The sequence below is a fragment of the Dissulfurimicrobium hydrothermale genome, assembly GCF_022026155.1.
Taxonomy (GTDB): Bacteria; Desulfobacterota; Dissulfuribacteria; order Dissulfuribacterales; family Sh68; genus Dissulfurimicrobium; species Dissulfurimicrobium hydrothermale.
The window spans coordinates 769,351-784,521 of record NZ_CP085041.1 but is presented as its reverse complement, the minus strand read 5'-3'; the positions used below and the strand labels follow the sequence as shown (position 1 = coordinate 784,521).

The following is a 15,171-nucleotide window of genomic DNA, read 5'->3' as shown; positions in this document are numbered from 1 at the left end:
CATGATGAGGCAACATCGAAAAGAATCTTGACAGCAGATATGGACACAGTCAATCCGAGCAGGACAATCTCCCTCGGCCTTTCATCTTGCCCGAACGATACGGGCATATTTTACGCACTCCTCCACAAAAAGGTCCAGTTTTCGCTGGAAATAAACTACTGCATCTCCGACATCGAGGAACTGAATAAAGAAGTCATAAAGCGCAATCTGGATGTAAGCAAGATCTCATACGGCGTGCTAGACCGCATAGCTGATGACTATGTCCTCTTGAGATCGGGAAGCGCACTCGGAAGGGGTTGCGGCCCGCTTATCCTCGGAAGGGAAAAGGATATGACCCCAAAAGACCTCGAATCTGCAAGGATAGCCATACCTGGGGTCCACACTACCGCTGCCTTGCTGCTCAGACTCTATTGTCCCGGGGCGACAAATCTTATACCCATGAATTTTGCAAAGATCGCTCAGGCCGTAGCCGATGGGGACGCCGATGCAGGTGTAATCATACACGAAACGAGGTTTGTCTATCATAAATACGGCCTTGCGCTGATACGGGATCTTGGAGCATGGTGGGAGGAACTGACCGGGCTTCCAATCCCGCTTGGAGGTATAGCGGCAAAACGCCGTCTAGGTCGAAATCTATTGCAAACGCTGAATAATGCCTTAAAATTTAGTGTTTTGTATGCAATGAATAGTGGCCTCAAGGGTGAAATCCTTGACTTTGTCAGGCGTCATGCACAGGAGATGTCGCCGGAGGTTATGGTCAACCACATAAAATTGTATGTAAATCATTATACAGTAGATGTAGGCGAAGACGGCTTGAAAGCGGTAGAGCTCCTGACAAAAGCTACCCATGAAAAGGACATCTTCAGACAAGAAATCGGTTCGCTGTTCATAGAACTTTAAGGCTGGTGAGATACAATGCCACTTAACGGAAACGACAATATATTATCTTTGATATTGGAGGCAGGGCCAGTGGTGCAGATGGTCCTGCTGCTGCTCATCTTCTTCTCAATCCTGAGCTGGACCATCATAATCGTGAAATCAAAGAGATTCCGGCAGGCAAGACGACTTAACGAGGAATTTGAAGAGCTCTTCTGGGACACACAGAACCTTGTACAACTTTACAGTCATGCAAAAAGGATGGATGAGGCCCCTATGGCCGGGGTGTTCCTTGCCGGATATAATGAACTGCGCCGCCTGCAGGAGAGTGTCAAGGACAAGAACATGGCACCCGGCCCAAGGGTATGGATAGAATCACTCGAAAGGAGCCTGAACAAGGGTATCCAGGAAGAGATTGCAATGCTTGAAAACGGCATCCCGTTCTTGGCGACGATCGGCAACTCAGCCCCGTTTATAGGGCTCTTCGGCACTGTTTGGGGCATCATGCGGAGCTTTCACAACATAGGACTCCATGGTTCGGCAAGCCTCGCTACTGTGGCGCCAGGCATATCAGAGGCGCTGATCGCCACTGCGGTCGGACTTTCAGCTGCGATCCCAGCCGTAATTGCATTCAATACCTTTATGAGCTCACTTGCCAGGATAGAGGGGGTTCTTCAGGGCTTCTCGAGTGACTTTATAAATATGGTCGAAAGAAAACTGCTGCCCGGGAAAAACGGCAGGGAGGGCAATTAAAATGGGCATGGGCGCTGTGCCTCAGAAAGGCAAACGCCACTACCTGGCGGATATAAATGTGACCCCACTTGTGGATGTAATGCTGGTACTGCTCATCATATTCATGGTGACGGCGCCCATGATGACCAAAGGTCTGGATGTCAAGCTCCCTGCCGTCAGCGCAAAACCGCTGCCACAAAAAAGAGAGCCTGTTGAGATCACCGTAAATGCCGACGACAAGATATTCCTCAACAAAATACCGGTAGATGAAGAGACATTGAGGCAACGGCTCTTGGAGATGAAAGACAGCGGCTCGGCAGAGCAGGTCCTGTTGAGGGCAGATAGGGCCGTTGCATACGGCGTAGTGGCGGGTGTTATGGCGACGATCAGAGAGGCGGGTATAGAAGACCTTGGTCTTGTAACCGAACCGATTGACTCAGCCGGCGCCAAGGGGAATAAGGCCAAATATGACAAAAAGGTCAATAAGCCGAACAAATGAAGACTGGCAAGTTGCCTTTTTAAGTGCGCTTGGACTCCATATTATCATAGCAGCCATGTCGGTCGTGCTGTCTATGTTTTTTGACGTCCCCAGGCCACTTCCTCCAGTTTATAATGTAAAGCTTTTCGACGTATCGGACATGCCTGCGTCAAGGCCAGCCCCACTCGGGAGACCTACCGCAAAGGCAGATACAGCACCAAAAATCGGCTCGGAATCGCATAAGGTACAAAAGGCCCTACCGCCGGTCCCGAAGATACCAGTGCCCAAACCTCCGAAACCGGTGGTTGAAAAGGAGGCGAGACCCAAAACGCCTCCTCCAAAACCTATTGAAAAAAGGCCTGAACCAAGGCCCGAGACGAAGCCGAAAGAAACAGTCTCTATCTCTGCCGACAAAAAGATAAGGCCTGAACCAAGGCCCGAGGAAAAGGCAGAAAAGCCCCCAAAGGCCACACCACAGGCCCAAAAACAGAAAGAAGAAGATGTGCTCGCCAAAAAGCTGCAATCCATTCAAGAACATGTAAAAGAGGAAAGGCTCCTGAACAAAAGTCTCAATGCGATCCAGGAACATGTTCAAGAAAAGGAGAACGCGGCATTGCTGGCCGAGCGCATAGCCGCCCTTGCAGAAAAACTTGAAAAAAAAGGTATTGAAAAGGAAGGGTCAAATGCAATACCAAGTGGATCAATACAGGCCGGCGGCGGGGGTCAGATCAACAATGAACTCCTGAGGCAGTACCTAGGCGAAATGGTGTCCGCGGTACAGAGCAGATGGGTCCTTCCTGACGAACTCATTAATAAAAAAGGGCTTTTATGCATCATAACATTCGGAATAAACAGCGACGGCTCCATAACAAACATCCAGTTTGAAAAAAAATCAGGACAGGCCCTGTTCGATCAGGCGGCGTTGAGGGCTGTAAAGGATGCGGCCCCGTTTCAGCCCATCCCCAGGGCTATCGCACCCCTTCTCAGTGACGGGATCGGGCTGAAATTCACACAATCGGGTGTTACATTATGATCTGTGTAATCTGGCAATTTTAAGGAGATGCTGGCCGTATGAAAAAAAAATTTAATGTGCTTCTCTTGATCCCATTCTTAGTTGCATGGGCACATATTGCCCATGCAAGGATATATGTAGACATCACTTCGCCAGGGATGACCAAGATCCCTATTGCCGTGCCTTATTTGAACGTTACGCCCCAGACCATCGAGTATGAGCAACTCGGCCGTAAGATCTCAGAGATCTTGTCCAACGACCTCACGTTTCACGATTTTTTCTCAGTCCTCGACCCAGCCCAATATGGTGGCAGGGCCGATGCCGACTGGAGCAAATTCAGGATAGACTATCTGGTAAAGGGTGCTGTAACTGCTAGCGGAAACGCCATAGTCGTCGATTTTCAACTCATCGACATGTCAAATAATTCTGAGATGGTCAGCAGACATTACACGGGAAAGATCATCGACTACAGATGGATAGCCCACCGTTTCTGTGATGAAATAATTATGGCGATTACTGGCGAACACGGCGTAAGCCTTTCAAAAATAACTTTTGTAGGGCCAAACGGCAGATTCAGGGATGTTTATACCGCTGACTTCGACGGTGCGGACGCAAAAGTGGTGACCAATGAGAGATCTCTTGTCGTGTCTCCGCGCTATTCCCCTGACGGCAAGTATATCGCATACACGTCTTACAGATATGGAAAGCCGCAGATATTTATAAAGGACCTGGCAACCGGGGTCACAAAGAGGATAGCCGCTTATCGCGGCCTCAACATATCACCCGCATGGGCACCGGACGGCAGACGCCTGGCCGTCACCCTCAGCAAAGACGGAAACCCCGACATTTATATCATCGATATCTCCGGCAAGGTGCTGGAAAGACTCACAAATGGACCGGGCATAAACGTATCACCTTCATGGTCGCCGGATGGTGCGAGACTGGCGTTCGTCTCGGACCGCGAAGGCAAGCCACAGATCTACATCTACGACATGATCACGAAGACAATAAAACGCATCACGTATAACGGCAACTACAACACAGACCCACAATGGTCTCCACGGGGCGATAAGATAGTCTATGCCAGCAGGATCGGCGGTCAATTCCAGATAATGACCATCGCCCCAGATGGCGGAGAACCCACACAACTTACTACGGTAGGCGACAACGAAAACCCCTCCTGGTCGCCTAACGGCAGGATGATTATCTTCAGTTCCAACAGGCTGGGCGGGAAAGCCATATTTGTAATGCAGGCAAACGGCGCCGATCAGCGGGTGGTGGTGCGCCGCTTCGGCAACCTGACAATGCCTAACTGGGGCCCGAATGATCTATCCGGGTCTAAATAAAAATAACAAAAAGGAGCCCTTTTATGCAGAAGCCAGACGCCAAATCAAACAAAGCCAAGTCGATCTGTTGGACCGGCAGGAAGGTGGCAGGCCTCCTGTTTGCCGTATGCGCACCAATACTCCTTGCCAATTGCGCCCCGCAGGATCAAGTCATGACCCTCGAACGACGAATGAACAACCTGGCCCTTGAAAACGCAAATATGGCGAACAAACTGGCCGAACTCCAGTCTTCAGGTGGTCTTTCCGAAATACGAGCCACACAGGCTGACCTGTCTAACAAGGTCGATGAGCTGCATGCGGAGATCCTGCGGCTGAATGGCATGATAGACGAGATGAAGCACAGAAACAAACAAGACAAAGAAGAGATAATGCGATTTGCAAACGAGGTGAAGACCCAGATAGACAACTTGAAGGCCCAGCAGGAAACCATAGCCGCCGCATGCGGCGCTCCAAAACCAGGCGGACTCTCCACGCCGCCAGCGCCTACCAATGCCGAGCAACAGCCCGTGCAGACTCCGCAGGAAACGGACCAATATCAACACGGCATTGAACTTTTTAAACAAAAAGATTTCAACGACGCCGAGAAATCGTTTAAATCTTATATAGACAAGAATCCCGATGGCAAACTTATAGACAATGCCTATTTCTGGATCGGGGAGTGCGAATACAACCAAGAGCACTTTGACGAGGCCATCCTCGCCTATCAGAAGGTTATAAGTCAGTTCCCCAAAAGCAACAAGGTACCCGATGCGCTGCTGAAGCAGGGAATGGCCTTCGCAAGACTTGGAGACAAACAGAGCGCAAGGATTTTACTCGAAAAGTTGATAAAACAATTTCCAAAGAGTGAACAGGCGGCAAGGGCAAAGAAATTAATTGCCAACCTAAAATAGGGTATGGCGGTGAGACATTGTATGCAACCGATCCGGAGACAATGCATACATGACCTCAATGTTTTTACTAGGCCTTGTCTGCTGGTCTGTCTTTGTATTCTCGCCATATCATGTCACTGCAGCGACGTGCAGGCACAGGAACAGGAACGAACCATAAAGATAGGACTTCTGTGCGACATGTCCGGATTCGATGCACGTTTGTGCAAAGCTGCAGCCCTTGGGGCTAGATCAGCAGTTAACGCCGCAAACTTAGAGGATTGGGCAAAGACAAGACCCCTTGAACTCATCGCGTCCGACACGTCGGGAGACCCAGCCAAGGTCTTGCCGAAGGCGGAAGGACTGGTCAAGGAACAAGGGGTTGTGGCAATCATAGGACCTGAAGGACCAGGTGGCCCTGATGGAACTGGTCAGGATGCCGTACTTGACGCGTTCAAAAAACTGGGCGCCGCCCTACATGTCCCGGTAATACTCATGAGGAATGAAGAGATATTCAGATACTCAACTGGCAATGAAGGGGTCAGGAACTGGACGTTTACCGTAGCGCCCGATATAAACTCGGAGATCAAGGCCCTTTGCCGATGGCTTTCAGCAGGACCCCCCTCAGGACCCCTTCCTGCCAAAAAACGCACGCTTTTCGCCATCGTCCCGGATTCTCCGGTTGGGCAAAAGATAACGCTGCTTCTCAAAGCCTACGGCATCGAATGCGGGATAAAGGCCATATCGTCATCAATCGCCCTGAATCAGGCCGATCTCTCAAGCAGCCTGTCGTTGCAATTTAAAAAGGCCAAAAGTGAAATGGCAGACGTGGTAGCGGCCTTTGGCCTTGGCAGGTCGGCCCTCCCCACCCTTATACGCTCAGCCAGTGAGGCTGGTGTCAATTTGGCCGTATCGGCTGCAATGCTGAACGATGAAACGCCAAAAGAAGCCGGCGCCACTGCCCGCTTTTTTATCATAGCCCCTCCCCTTTTGGCAAACCAAGGACTGAAAGACGACCACCCGTGCAAAGTGGCTGTAATACGTTTCGAACTTGATATGGGAAATAAGATAGACAATCTCTCCCCAGCCGAGATGCTCGCCGCGGGTGCCGGCTGGGATGCAATAAACCTCTTGGCGGCAGGCATCAAAAATCTGCAGACCCTGGATGCCGATACACTACTTAAGGCCATCGAAGGTCTGAATGCGCCTTACGCTGGGGTAATGGGCCTTATAAGACCCTCTGAGACCGTGCATACAGGTCCATTGCCCGAATCGCTCATAGTCGTAGAAAAGAAGGCTGGAACGTCCTTCACACCCGAGGAGACATACAAAGGTCCGGACCTGCAACTGCCGAATCTATAAAAAACTAAACCCTTACCACCTCTTATATAATTTTACAACCTGGTTCCTCCATGCCATCTTTATATTGATCTTGGCCAAAAAGGATAGATCAAGGGGGCGTGTGACCACCCTAACCCTGCCCGATTTTACAGCCTCAACGATGGATTCGGGATCGGGTTCCGCATCGATCAAGGAATAAGTGGTATGGAACTGTGACCTTTGGTGGGCGTCAGATGTCCCAACCATTGGCAGACGGCATTCCTCTGCGATCCGCTGTGCAGCCCTATTGAAGCTGAGGTGCTCTGTATAAAAATGACAAAACTCTATGGCGTCGAAAAGGGTTATATTGGGCCTTAAAAGCCCTCTTAATGCCTTGGGGCTTGGATAATAAGGGTGAGGGGCGATTACAAGGCCTTGAGGGGTCTTCAATCCCCTGAGACCTCGGAGACTGCCGCGGTCCACGGATGCGAAATCCAAGTTGTAAAGGAGCACATGTCGCCCTTCAATAGTGGCCTCCATGCCGGGGATAAGAACTATCCCTCTTTCCTTTGCGTAGTCTCTAAGGTAACCGCTATAGGTGAGATGGTCGTGGTTAGTTATCGACAGGACTGAATAGCCGAGACCGTGGGCCATGTCTATGAGTTCGACGGCGCTGTAAAAAACCACGTCTTGAGGGTCTTCAGAGGTATGGATATGTAGATCGGCCTTTAAAAGAGGCATGGTCGTCACCTAAAACGGATCGCTCCTCATATGAAACCTATAGAGCACCGGAGAGATAATAAGCTCTAAAATCAAAAAAACAAGCACTATGATGGCTATCTCGCCCCACTCCAGACCAATTTCCCTTTTTATACACCAAAGCGGCAAAAAGGACTCAAGGCCTTGATCAAGACCTATGACACTGTTGCCCGATCCAAACCGCAGCCGTCTCTTTATAAAGCTTGAAAGAAGATCGCCGACCATGGAAAAGACGGCTATCTTTGCACCCAGCCATGCCCCCGGAAAATAAAAAAGACTACATACGGCAGTGGTCCCAAATATCGAAAGGATCAGACCCCTCCATGTCTTGTGGGGTCCGAAAAGCGGCTGACCGTCAAGGAAAGAAAGACCGAGGTCAACCGGCATGGCGAGTCGTTCCTTGAGAAACAATGTAGCCGCCAATGGGATAGAATTTGCACACCCTAAACACAGCAGGAGCATGATATCTCTGTGCCAATTGGGGTGCAGAATCATGGCTATCTCTTGCGGACAAGGATCAGGCAGCGTCTATACCCAGCCGCCGGGGTCCGGGTCTCAACTGGCCTTGCAACCCAACCCTTGCTCGTAAGCCAGCCTTCTTTAGCCTTCAATTCCTCTATCCCCTTGGGCCCTTTTAACGATACAATCAAACCCCCTTCCCTTACAAGACCACTGGCAATCTCGACAATCCTGTCTAATGGACCTACCGCCTGGCTGATTACAAGGTCAAACCCCTCACGAGGCCTTCGTATTGGCACGTCATCCAGGCCAATCCTGCCATGTTCCGCCCAGACCCCTGAAAGTCCCATCTTGGCGATCAAATACCTCAAAAATGAGACCTTTTTGCGGACTGCGTCAACAAGCGCAACCTCGAGGTCCTGCCTTATAAGCTTCAAAACAAGCCCTGGCACGCCAGCCCCTGTGCCGATATCGAGCACCGTATTTGCGCCCTCCGGGGTATGAAGCGCAACAAGGATGGTGTCGCCGACATGCCTCAAGGCCATCTCTCTCGGGTCAGTGATCCCTGTAAGGTTTATCCGCCTATTCCATGATTCAAGCTCAAATATATAGGCCATCAGGTCGGATAACACCCTTTCGGTGGGATCAATGCCGGATTCTTCAAACAACCGAGCCAGGATTGAGGCCACGGAAGGTGCAGGATATACCGGACTAATTCTCACTCTCCCGCGACAGGTTTGCAAAGGTTGAATATTTTGATACAAAGGCCAATTGAACAACGCCCGTAGGACCGTTTCTCTGTTTTGCTACGTTTATCTCGGCCTTGCCCCTATTAGGATTGTCTTCGCTAGGATTATAGACCTCATCTCTATAAATGAAAATAATCACATCCGCATCCTGCTCAATGGCACCTGACTCCCTCAAATCCGCCATCTGGGGCTTTTTATGAGGCCTATCCTCAACCTTGCGGTTTAATTGGGAAAGGGCTATCACCGGCACATTCAGTTCCTTTGCCATGGCCTTCAACGAACGCGATATCTCCGATATCTCCTGCTCGCGTCTCTCACTCTGACCTCTGCCGCGCATAAGCTGCAGATAATCCACGATCACCAGCCCAAGATCATGTTCGCCTTTGAGCCTTCTCGCCTTAGCCCTCATCTCAAGAACCGATGCAGCAGGGGTGTCGTCTATAAATATAGGGGCCTCCGAGAGGCGCCCGGCAGCGTTTATCAAGGCAGGCCAGTCATGCTCGCTTAAAAAACCCGTTCTGACATTTTGTGCATTAACCCTCGCCTCTGAACATAGCATCCTGAGGGCGAGCTGTTCCTTGGACATCTCAAGTGAAAAGATGGCTACCGCTATATTTTGATCGATCGCCGCCTTTTGGGCGATATTTAATGCAAATGCGGTCTTGCCCATACTAGGACGTCCGGCTATGATAATGAAATCAGATGGCTGGAAGCCTGCGGTCAACTGATCAAGTTCTTCAAATCCACTCGATATGCCTGTAATCAGGCTCTTGTTTTCATAGAGGGCCTCAACCTTTTTGATGCTGTCCTTCAAGATGCCGTTTAATGGATAAAATGCTTGTCGTATCTTTTGCTGGGATATCTCAAAGATGGAAGACTCGGCGGATTCGATTATCTGATCTACGTCTCCAGACTCTTCATAGCACAGGGTAGCTATATCGGAGGATGCCTGGATAAGTCTACGCAACACCGCCTTATCTCTAACGATCTTTGCATAATATTCTATGTTGGATGCAACCGGCACCACCTCAGCGAGTTCGGCCAGATAGGAGGTCCCGCCCACAACATCCAACTGCCCCTTGGACTTGAGGAGATTGTTGACCGTTATAAGGTCTTGAGGCTCATTTCTGGCAAAGAGATCAAGCATCGCCTCATAGATGACGCCATGAGCCTCCCTATAAAAATCTCCAGGGCTTAAGGTGTCAACAACCTTCAAGATGGCACCGTCTTCTATGAGAATACCCCCCAGAACACACTGCTCGGCCTCAACATTCTGGGGTGGCATCCTATAGCCAGCCGACCGCTCTATGGATTTCAATCGGACGAGGGCCAAAATTATTGCTCCATAGGCATTACTTTAACCTTAAGAGACGCGCTAACATCGCTGCTGAGCTTCACTGGTATATCGAATTCGCCCACGGATTTTATGGGTTCGTCCATATATATCTTACGGCGATCGATCACATAACCCTTTGACTCAACGGCCTTGGCGATATCCATGCTTGTGACTGAGCCATAGAGTCTGCCTTCTTCGCCGACGCGCACCTTTATCTCTATGTCCAATCCCCCAAGCTTGGCTGCAAGCGCCTCATACTCGGCCTTGAGCTTCGAGGCCCTGGCAAGTATCATGCTGCGCTGGCGCTCTATCTGGTCCATATTCTTCTTGTCAAACGGGAGTGCAAACCCTTTTGGAATCAAGTAGTTCCTGGCATAGCCAGACGCAACCTTAACCACATCGCCGGCCTTCCCAAGCGGCCGAACGCTCTCTCTCAGGATGATCTCCATTAATATACCTCCATAATGAATGAATTTGCTTAAACCCCCCTTGGCGGCGTCATTGTGGCCTTAGACCTGAAATCGAACCATACATCAAAGAGACCTATGGTCGCTACAGTCAAGATGCCATACCATTGAACTGTAAGCAAAAAGATCACAGGCCACTTTATGAATGCTGGGGTGTTGAAGACCTTGAAGAAAAAAGACATTACCGAAAGACCTTGTACAAAATATATCCCGCCTATGAACAACAGGCAATTTTCAGCGCAGACCACATACCAGCCTTGCCCGAACAATGCCAAGGCACCAGCCAAGATACCGAGCCATACGAGGTGGTCAAGCATTTTCCACATAGGAAACTCTGGTCCGAAGACCCCTTTCTGAGGATGACCCTTATGGATAAGACGCGCCCCTATAAACACATTCACAAGACTTGCCGTCAAAAAGCTCAACCCTACAAGACTGGGCAGAAAATTTGCAACGATGGTCTTAAACTGATTGAGCAAGGCCTCAAACTCAGGCCTATGTGTATTATTGTACAGACTCGCCGCCTGCTCAAGGTCGTTGATCACCGCCCTTTTTGCCTCACTATATGCAAAAAAAAGGTTGCCGTTTGAACCAACAGCCATTACTGAAACTACATACAGTAAGAAATATATAAGACAGGCAAGAAACGTCTTCGGACCCGACCAGACCTTAGACCTGGCAAAAAGTAGCAATATCGCACAACCTAAAATCTGGACGAGCAGTATCACATTTCCGGCTGCGGCAACCTTTAGCAGCAACAAGGCGGCTGAAATAAACGCCGCCCCAACAATAAGGCATGCATATTTTATGTCGATATCCCGCATCATACCGACAAGTAGACCAGGTATGAAAAATTGCGATAAAGATCCAAATCCGACCGTTAGATACGGACTTGCCAAAACTAGCAGAATAACAGCCCATCTCCCAAACGGTCCGTTGCGAACCAAGGATACCCCCATGCAAATAAACAACCTAGACGCCGCTCAATGCCAGGCGCCACAGACATCAATCTTTTAGGGCATGCGCTGAGGTAAACGGCAAAAGTGCCATTACCCTTGACTGCTTTATGGCCGTGGTCAAGCGCCTTTGATGTTTGGCGCATGTGCCGGTGATACGGCTCGACAATATCTTGCCTCTCTCGGTTATGAAATGCTTAAGCAAATTATAGTCTTTATAATCGATAACGATGGTCTTGTCGGCGCAAAATCTACAAATCTTTTTGCGCACATAAACGCGACGACGTTTTAAATGGCTTGTTGTCTTGTCTTCTTGCTGCATTCCCTATATCTCTCCTTCCAACTCCTGTACAGCCGTTTCCCCGGCCTCGCCGCCTTCTTCGGCGGCTTTCTTAGAGGCCTTATCTTGATAGGCCTTCAGTATCGCATCGTAATCAAACTTTTCACCAAGTTTCGACGTCATGAATCTGAGCACCATATCATTCAGCCGCAATTCTCTGTTGACCTCAAAAACTGTTTCAGCAGAAGCGCCGTACTCCATCAGGACATAATAACCATGCGTCTGCTTATCTATTTTATAGGCGAGTCTTTTTAACGGCCATGGATCGGTCTTTACGACCCGGCCGTCTTTGTCAGTGATTATCTTTTCTAATTTCTCTGCGATTGCATTCCGCTCTTCATCGTTCAGGTCGGGATGAAGAAGGTAAAATGTTTCATAATGACGTAATTTCATTAATTGTATGCCTCCCTCTGGACATGGCAAAATAGGCCCTTAAAAAGGAAAAAGCACTTCTTTCAGGGCAAGGAGGTAAAAAAACCTCTGAAGAGATATCTTTTAAACCAGATGGGTTGCACCGTCAAGCCCTGGGTTTTAGATTATCTTTGATTCTTATTTGATCCAGAAAGACAAAACCGCCTCAGGAGGATAAGGAATGGCGACTATAAAAATAAAAGTTGAAGATTACTCGGGAAGACCAGGGGACAGCCTGGGGCAGGTACTGCAGGACCTTTTTCGTATCTCCTCCATGTCTATCATGTCGCCGGCACAGGGATGGGTCCCTGCGCTGGACGTATACATGACCCAGGAAGATATCTATATCGTAGCAGATATATCTGGAGTGGAGGTAGATAGCCTGTATCTGGCCGTCAAAGACAGGCTCCTCCATCTTTCTGGACACAGGCCCCAGCCTAGAAATGAAGGCGAGGTGCATTTTTATCAAATGGAAATAAACTACGGCCGATTCGAGCGAATCATCCGATTGCCATGTGAAGTCGAGGTAGATCAAGCGGATGCCAGTTACGAAAATGGCCTTTTGATAGTGAAAATACCGCGCCGTATCCAAAAAAAGATCAAAATAGAGATTTCTTGAGGTATTTTTTTATGGATAGAAACAACGAGGTAAAGGAAAAGACCAACCACAGCACGATTCGAGAGCTGCCTGTCATCCCGAGCAAGGATATAGTCCTTTTCCCGCATATGGTGATACCCTGGATGACCGATCAGCCCAACCTCATCAAACTCATAGACGATGCCCTCGCAACAGACCGGACCGTGGCGTTTTTGAATACAGCCGGAGACGGCGAAATTGAGGCAGGAAGATCCGCGCCAAAGATAGCAACTGCGGCACTGATCCTGCGTATGGCAAAAAATGAAGAAGGTCACGCTAAACTCATCCTACAGAGCGTATCCAGGATCCGCATATTGGAAATAGTAAAGACTGACCCCTATCTCAAGGCCAAGGTGGAGACCGTAGAAGAGGCGGTAGGCAGAGACCTTGAGACCCAGGCACTTGTAATCAATATCAGACAGGCGTTTGCAAAGATACTTGAATTTTCGCCAAACCTTCCGAACGAGCTCGGCGGGCTGATCTCATCAATAGACGAGCCAGGGGTATTGGCTGATATAGCCGTAAGTCATCTGAATATCCCGCCCATTGAAAAACAGGGGGTACTTGAGAGTTTGAATGTGAAGGAACGCCTCACAATGGTCCTCAAGATACTGACGCAGCAGATAGAGATATTGGACCTGGGCCACAAGATACAATCAGAGGTAAAGGGGCAGTTGGATAAGACCCAAAGGGAATTCTACCTCAGGGAGCAACTTAAGGCCATCAAGAAGGAACTTGGCGAAGGTGATGAAAGGACAGACGGCACGGCTGGCCTGAGAGAAAAACTAAAGGCGAAAGGATTGCCTCCCGAGGTGATGGAAGAGGCCGAACGCGAGCTCGAACGACTCTCAAAAATGCACCCTTCGTCGTCAGAATACACGGTTGCGCAGACCTATATCGACTGGTTGATAGCACTGCCATGGAATGAGACAACCGAAGACCGTCTGGATCTTGACACCGCAGAAGACATATTAAACAAGGACCACTATGATCTTGAAAAGGTCAAAAAACGCATCCTGGAATACCTGGCCGTCAGGAAATTGAAGCCTGACGCAAAGGGGCCGATCCTCTGTTTTGCTGGCCCGCCAGGCACAGGCAAGACATCGCTCGGCAGGTCTATAGCCCGCTCCCTTGGGCGCAAATTTCTAAGGATAGCACTCGGAGGTATGCGAGATGAGGCTGAAATAAGGGGACATAGACGGACATACGTCGGCGCCATGCCCGGGCGCATCATTCAAGGGCTAAGAAAGGTAGGTGTCAAAAACCCGGTATTTATGCTCGATGAAATAGATAAAATAGGAATGGATTTCAGAGGGGATCCGGCCTCTGCACTCCTCGAGGTGCTGGACCCCGAACAGAATTCCAAGTTTTCCGATCACTATCTCGGCATTGAGTTCGACCTCTCGAAGATCATTTTTATCGCCACTGCCAACGTCCTTGATACCATCCCTGCCCCGCTGCTTGACAGGATGGAGGTCATTGAACTCAACGGCTACACCCACGAAGAAAAAATGGAGATAGCCAGGAGGTATCTAATCCCAAGACAGCTCGATGCGCACGGACTCAAAAATTCAAACCTGGGCATTGAAAAAGGGGCACTCCTGAAGATCATAAGCGAATATACCCGAGAAGCCGGTGTGAGAGACCTTGAAAGACAGATTGCCGCGATCTGCAGGGCGGTAGCCAAGGATGTTGCAAAGGGCAAAACCGCAAAGACCATCATAAAGACATCTAATCTGAAAGAATATCTCGGCCCGCCGCGGTTTATATATGATGTGGCCGAAAGGACCAAGATACCAGGGGTCGCCACCGGCCTGGCTTGGACCCCTGCAGGGGGCGAGATACTCTTTATTGAAGCCACCAAAATGAATGGATCTGGGAAGCTCATCCTCACAGGTAAACTTGGTGATGTAATGAAAGAATCTGCACAAACCGCCCTTAGCTATATAAAGGCCAAGGCGGTGCAATTGAAGGTGCCCAGTGAGAACCTTAAAGATATGGATATACATATACATGTACCTGCCGGCGCCATCCCGAAAGACGGGCCTTCAGCAGGAGTCGCCATCACAATGGCACTCATTTCTCTCCTGACAAATCGCCATGCAAGGCCTCAAGTTGCAATGACCGGCGAGATAACGCTGAGAGGACTGGTCTTGCCTGTAGGCGGCATCAAAGAGAAGGTGCTGGCTGCGCATAGGGCTGGGATAAAAGAGGTAATCATCCCTAAGCGGAATGCGCCCGATCTCGAAGAGATCCCCAGTTACATCCAAGATACGCTTAAAATCCATCTGGTCTCCAAAATAAGCGAGGCGCAAAAAATAGTATTTGAAACGAATTCCGTTCATGATGGGCGCGCAAAAAGACCGGCTAAAACGCGGCAAGATCATTGACGATCGACCATTTTCTGTATAGTTTCAAGGCCTAAAA

17 protein-coding genes are annotated in these 15,171 nt (G+C 49.5%); 9 read left to right on the top strand and 8 right to left on the bottom strand.

The annotated features are described in order from the left end of the window. The first annotated feature begins 39 nt into the window (after nt 1–39). From LGS26_RS03765 to LGS26_RS03735, 7 genes are read left to right on the top strand one after another with little or no spacing between them, the layout of a single operon-like run. Nucleotides 40–900, top strand: a complete 861-nt coding sequence (locus tag LGS26_RS03765; RefSeq protein WP_237889305.1) for a 1,4-dihydroxy-6-naphthoate synthase — start codon at nt 40–42, stop codon at nt 898–900. A gap of 15 nt (nt 901–915) precedes the next feature. Next, on the top strand, nt 916–1,629 hold the full coding sequence (gene tolQ, locus LGS26_RS03760) for a protein TolQ (RefSeq protein WP_330873326.1): 714 nt from the start codon (nt 916–918) through the stop codon (nt 1,627–1,629). A gap of 1 nt (nt 1,630) precedes the next feature. Further along, nucleotides 1,631–2,107 (top strand): protein TolR, encoded by a 477-nt coding sequence (gene tolR / locus LGS26_RS03755; protein ID WP_237889304.1) that lies wholly within the window; start codon nt 1,631–1,633, stop codon nt 2,105–2,107. Further along, nucleotides 2,076–3,119 (top strand): cell envelope integrity protein TolA, encoded by a 1,044-nt coding sequence (locus tag LGS26_RS03750; RefSeq protein ID WP_237889303.1) that lies wholly within the window; start codon nt 2,076–2,078, stop codon nt 3,117–3,119. Before tolR ends, LGS26_RS03750 begins: the two co-directional genes overlap by 32 nt. 38 nt (nt 3,120–3,157) lie before the next feature. Beyond that, complete coding sequence (gene tolB, locus LGS26_RS03745; protein WP_237889302.1) at nt 3,158–4,444, top strand: Tol-Pal system beta propeller repeat protein TolB; 1,287 nt, start codon at nt 3,158–3,160, stop codon at nt 4,442–4,444. A gap of 23 nt (nt 4,445–4,467) precedes the next feature. After that, nucleotides 4,468–5,334, top strand: a complete 867-nt coding sequence (ybgF, locus tag LGS26_RS03740) for a tol-pal system protein YbgF (protein WP_237889301.1) — start codon at nt 4,468–4,470, stop codon at nt 5,332–5,334. A gap of 21 nt (nt 5,335–5,355) precedes the next feature. Beyond that, nucleotides 5,356–6,672: an ABC transporter substrate-binding protein gene (locus LGS26_RS03735; RefSeq protein ID WP_237889300.1), complete on the top strand. Its 1,317-nt coding sequence runs from the start codon at nt 5,356–5,358 to the stop codon at nt 6,670–6,672. Between the two features lie 12 nt (nt 6,673–6,684). On the opposite strand, the gene LGS26_RS03730 is transcribed toward LGS26_RS03735, so the two are convergent. From LGS26_RS03730 to rpsF, 8 genes are all read right to left on the bottom strand, one after another. Then, entirely contained in the window at nt 6,685–7,371 is a 687-nt protein-coding gene (locus tag LGS26_RS03730; RefSeq protein ID WP_237889845.1) for a PHP-associated domain-containing protein, read from the bottom strand. A 9-nt stretch (nt 7,372–7,380) separates the two neighbouring features. Next, complete coding sequence (locus LGS26_RS03725) at nt 7,381–7,884, bottom strand: CDP-archaeol synthase (RefSeq protein WP_237889299.1); 504 nt, start codon at nt 7,882–7,884, stop codon at nt 7,381–7,383. 2 nt (nt 7,885–7,886) lie between these two features. After that, nucleotides 7,887–8,465, bottom strand: a complete 579-nt coding sequence (gene rsmG, locus LGS26_RS03720; protein ID WP_237889298.1) for a 16S rRNA (guanine(527)-N(7))-methyltransferase RsmG — start codon at nt 8,463–8,465, stop codon at nt 7,887–7,889. Nucleotides 8,466–8,559: 94 nt separating this feature from the next. Continuing rightward, a complete protein-coding gene (gene dnaB / locus LGS26_RS03715) occupies nt 8,560–9,930 on the bottom strand; it encodes a replicative DNA helicase (protein WP_330873325.1) in 1,371 nt (456 codons plus the stop codon). Nucleotides 9,931–9,932: 2 nt separating this feature from the next. Further along, on the bottom strand, nt 9,933–10,382 hold the full coding sequence (gene rplI / locus LGS26_RS03710; protein ID WP_237889297.1) for a 50S ribosomal protein L9: 450 nt from the start codon (nt 10,380–10,382) through the stop codon (nt 9,933–9,935). A gap of 29 nt (nt 10,383–10,411) precedes the next feature. Beyond that, nucleotides 10,412–11,347, bottom strand: coding sequence for a DUF2232 domain-containing protein (locus LGS26_RS03705; RefSeq protein WP_237889296.1), 936 nt, complete (start codon nt 11,345–11,347; stop codon nt 10,412–10,414). A gap of 58 nt (nt 11,348–11,405) precedes the next feature. Continuing rightward, nucleotides 11,406–11,678 (bottom strand): 30S ribosomal protein S18, encoded by a 273-nt coding sequence (rpsR, locus tag LGS26_RS03700; RefSeq protein ID WP_237889295.1) that lies wholly within the window; start codon nt 11,676–11,678, stop codon nt 11,406–11,408. A 3-nt stretch (nt 11,679–11,681) separates the two neighbouring features. Continuing rightward, nucleotides 11,682–12,089 carry a 30S ribosomal protein S6 gene (gene rpsF / locus LGS26_RS03695; protein WP_237889294.1) on the bottom strand — a complete coding sequence of 136 codons (408 nt, stop codon included), beginning with the start codon at nt 12,087–12,089 and terminating at the stop codon, nt 11,682–11,684. A 199-nt stretch (nt 12,090–12,288) separates the two neighbouring features. Here rpsF and LGS26_RS03690 point away from each other — a divergent pair, with 199 nt between their 5' ends. Further along, on the top strand, nt 12,289–12,726 hold the full coding sequence (locus LGS26_RS03690; protein WP_237889293.1) for an Hsp20/alpha crystallin family protein: 438 nt from the start codon (nt 12,289–12,291) through the stop codon (nt 12,724–12,726). Nucleotides 12,727–12,737: 11 nt separating this feature from the next. After that, nucleotides 12,738–15,134, top strand: a complete 2,397-nt coding sequence (gene lon, locus LGS26_RS03685) for an endopeptidase La (protein ID WP_237889292.1) — start codon at nt 12,738–12,740, stop codon at nt 15,132–15,134. The last annotated feature ends 37 nt before the right edge of the window (nt 15,135–15,171 follow it).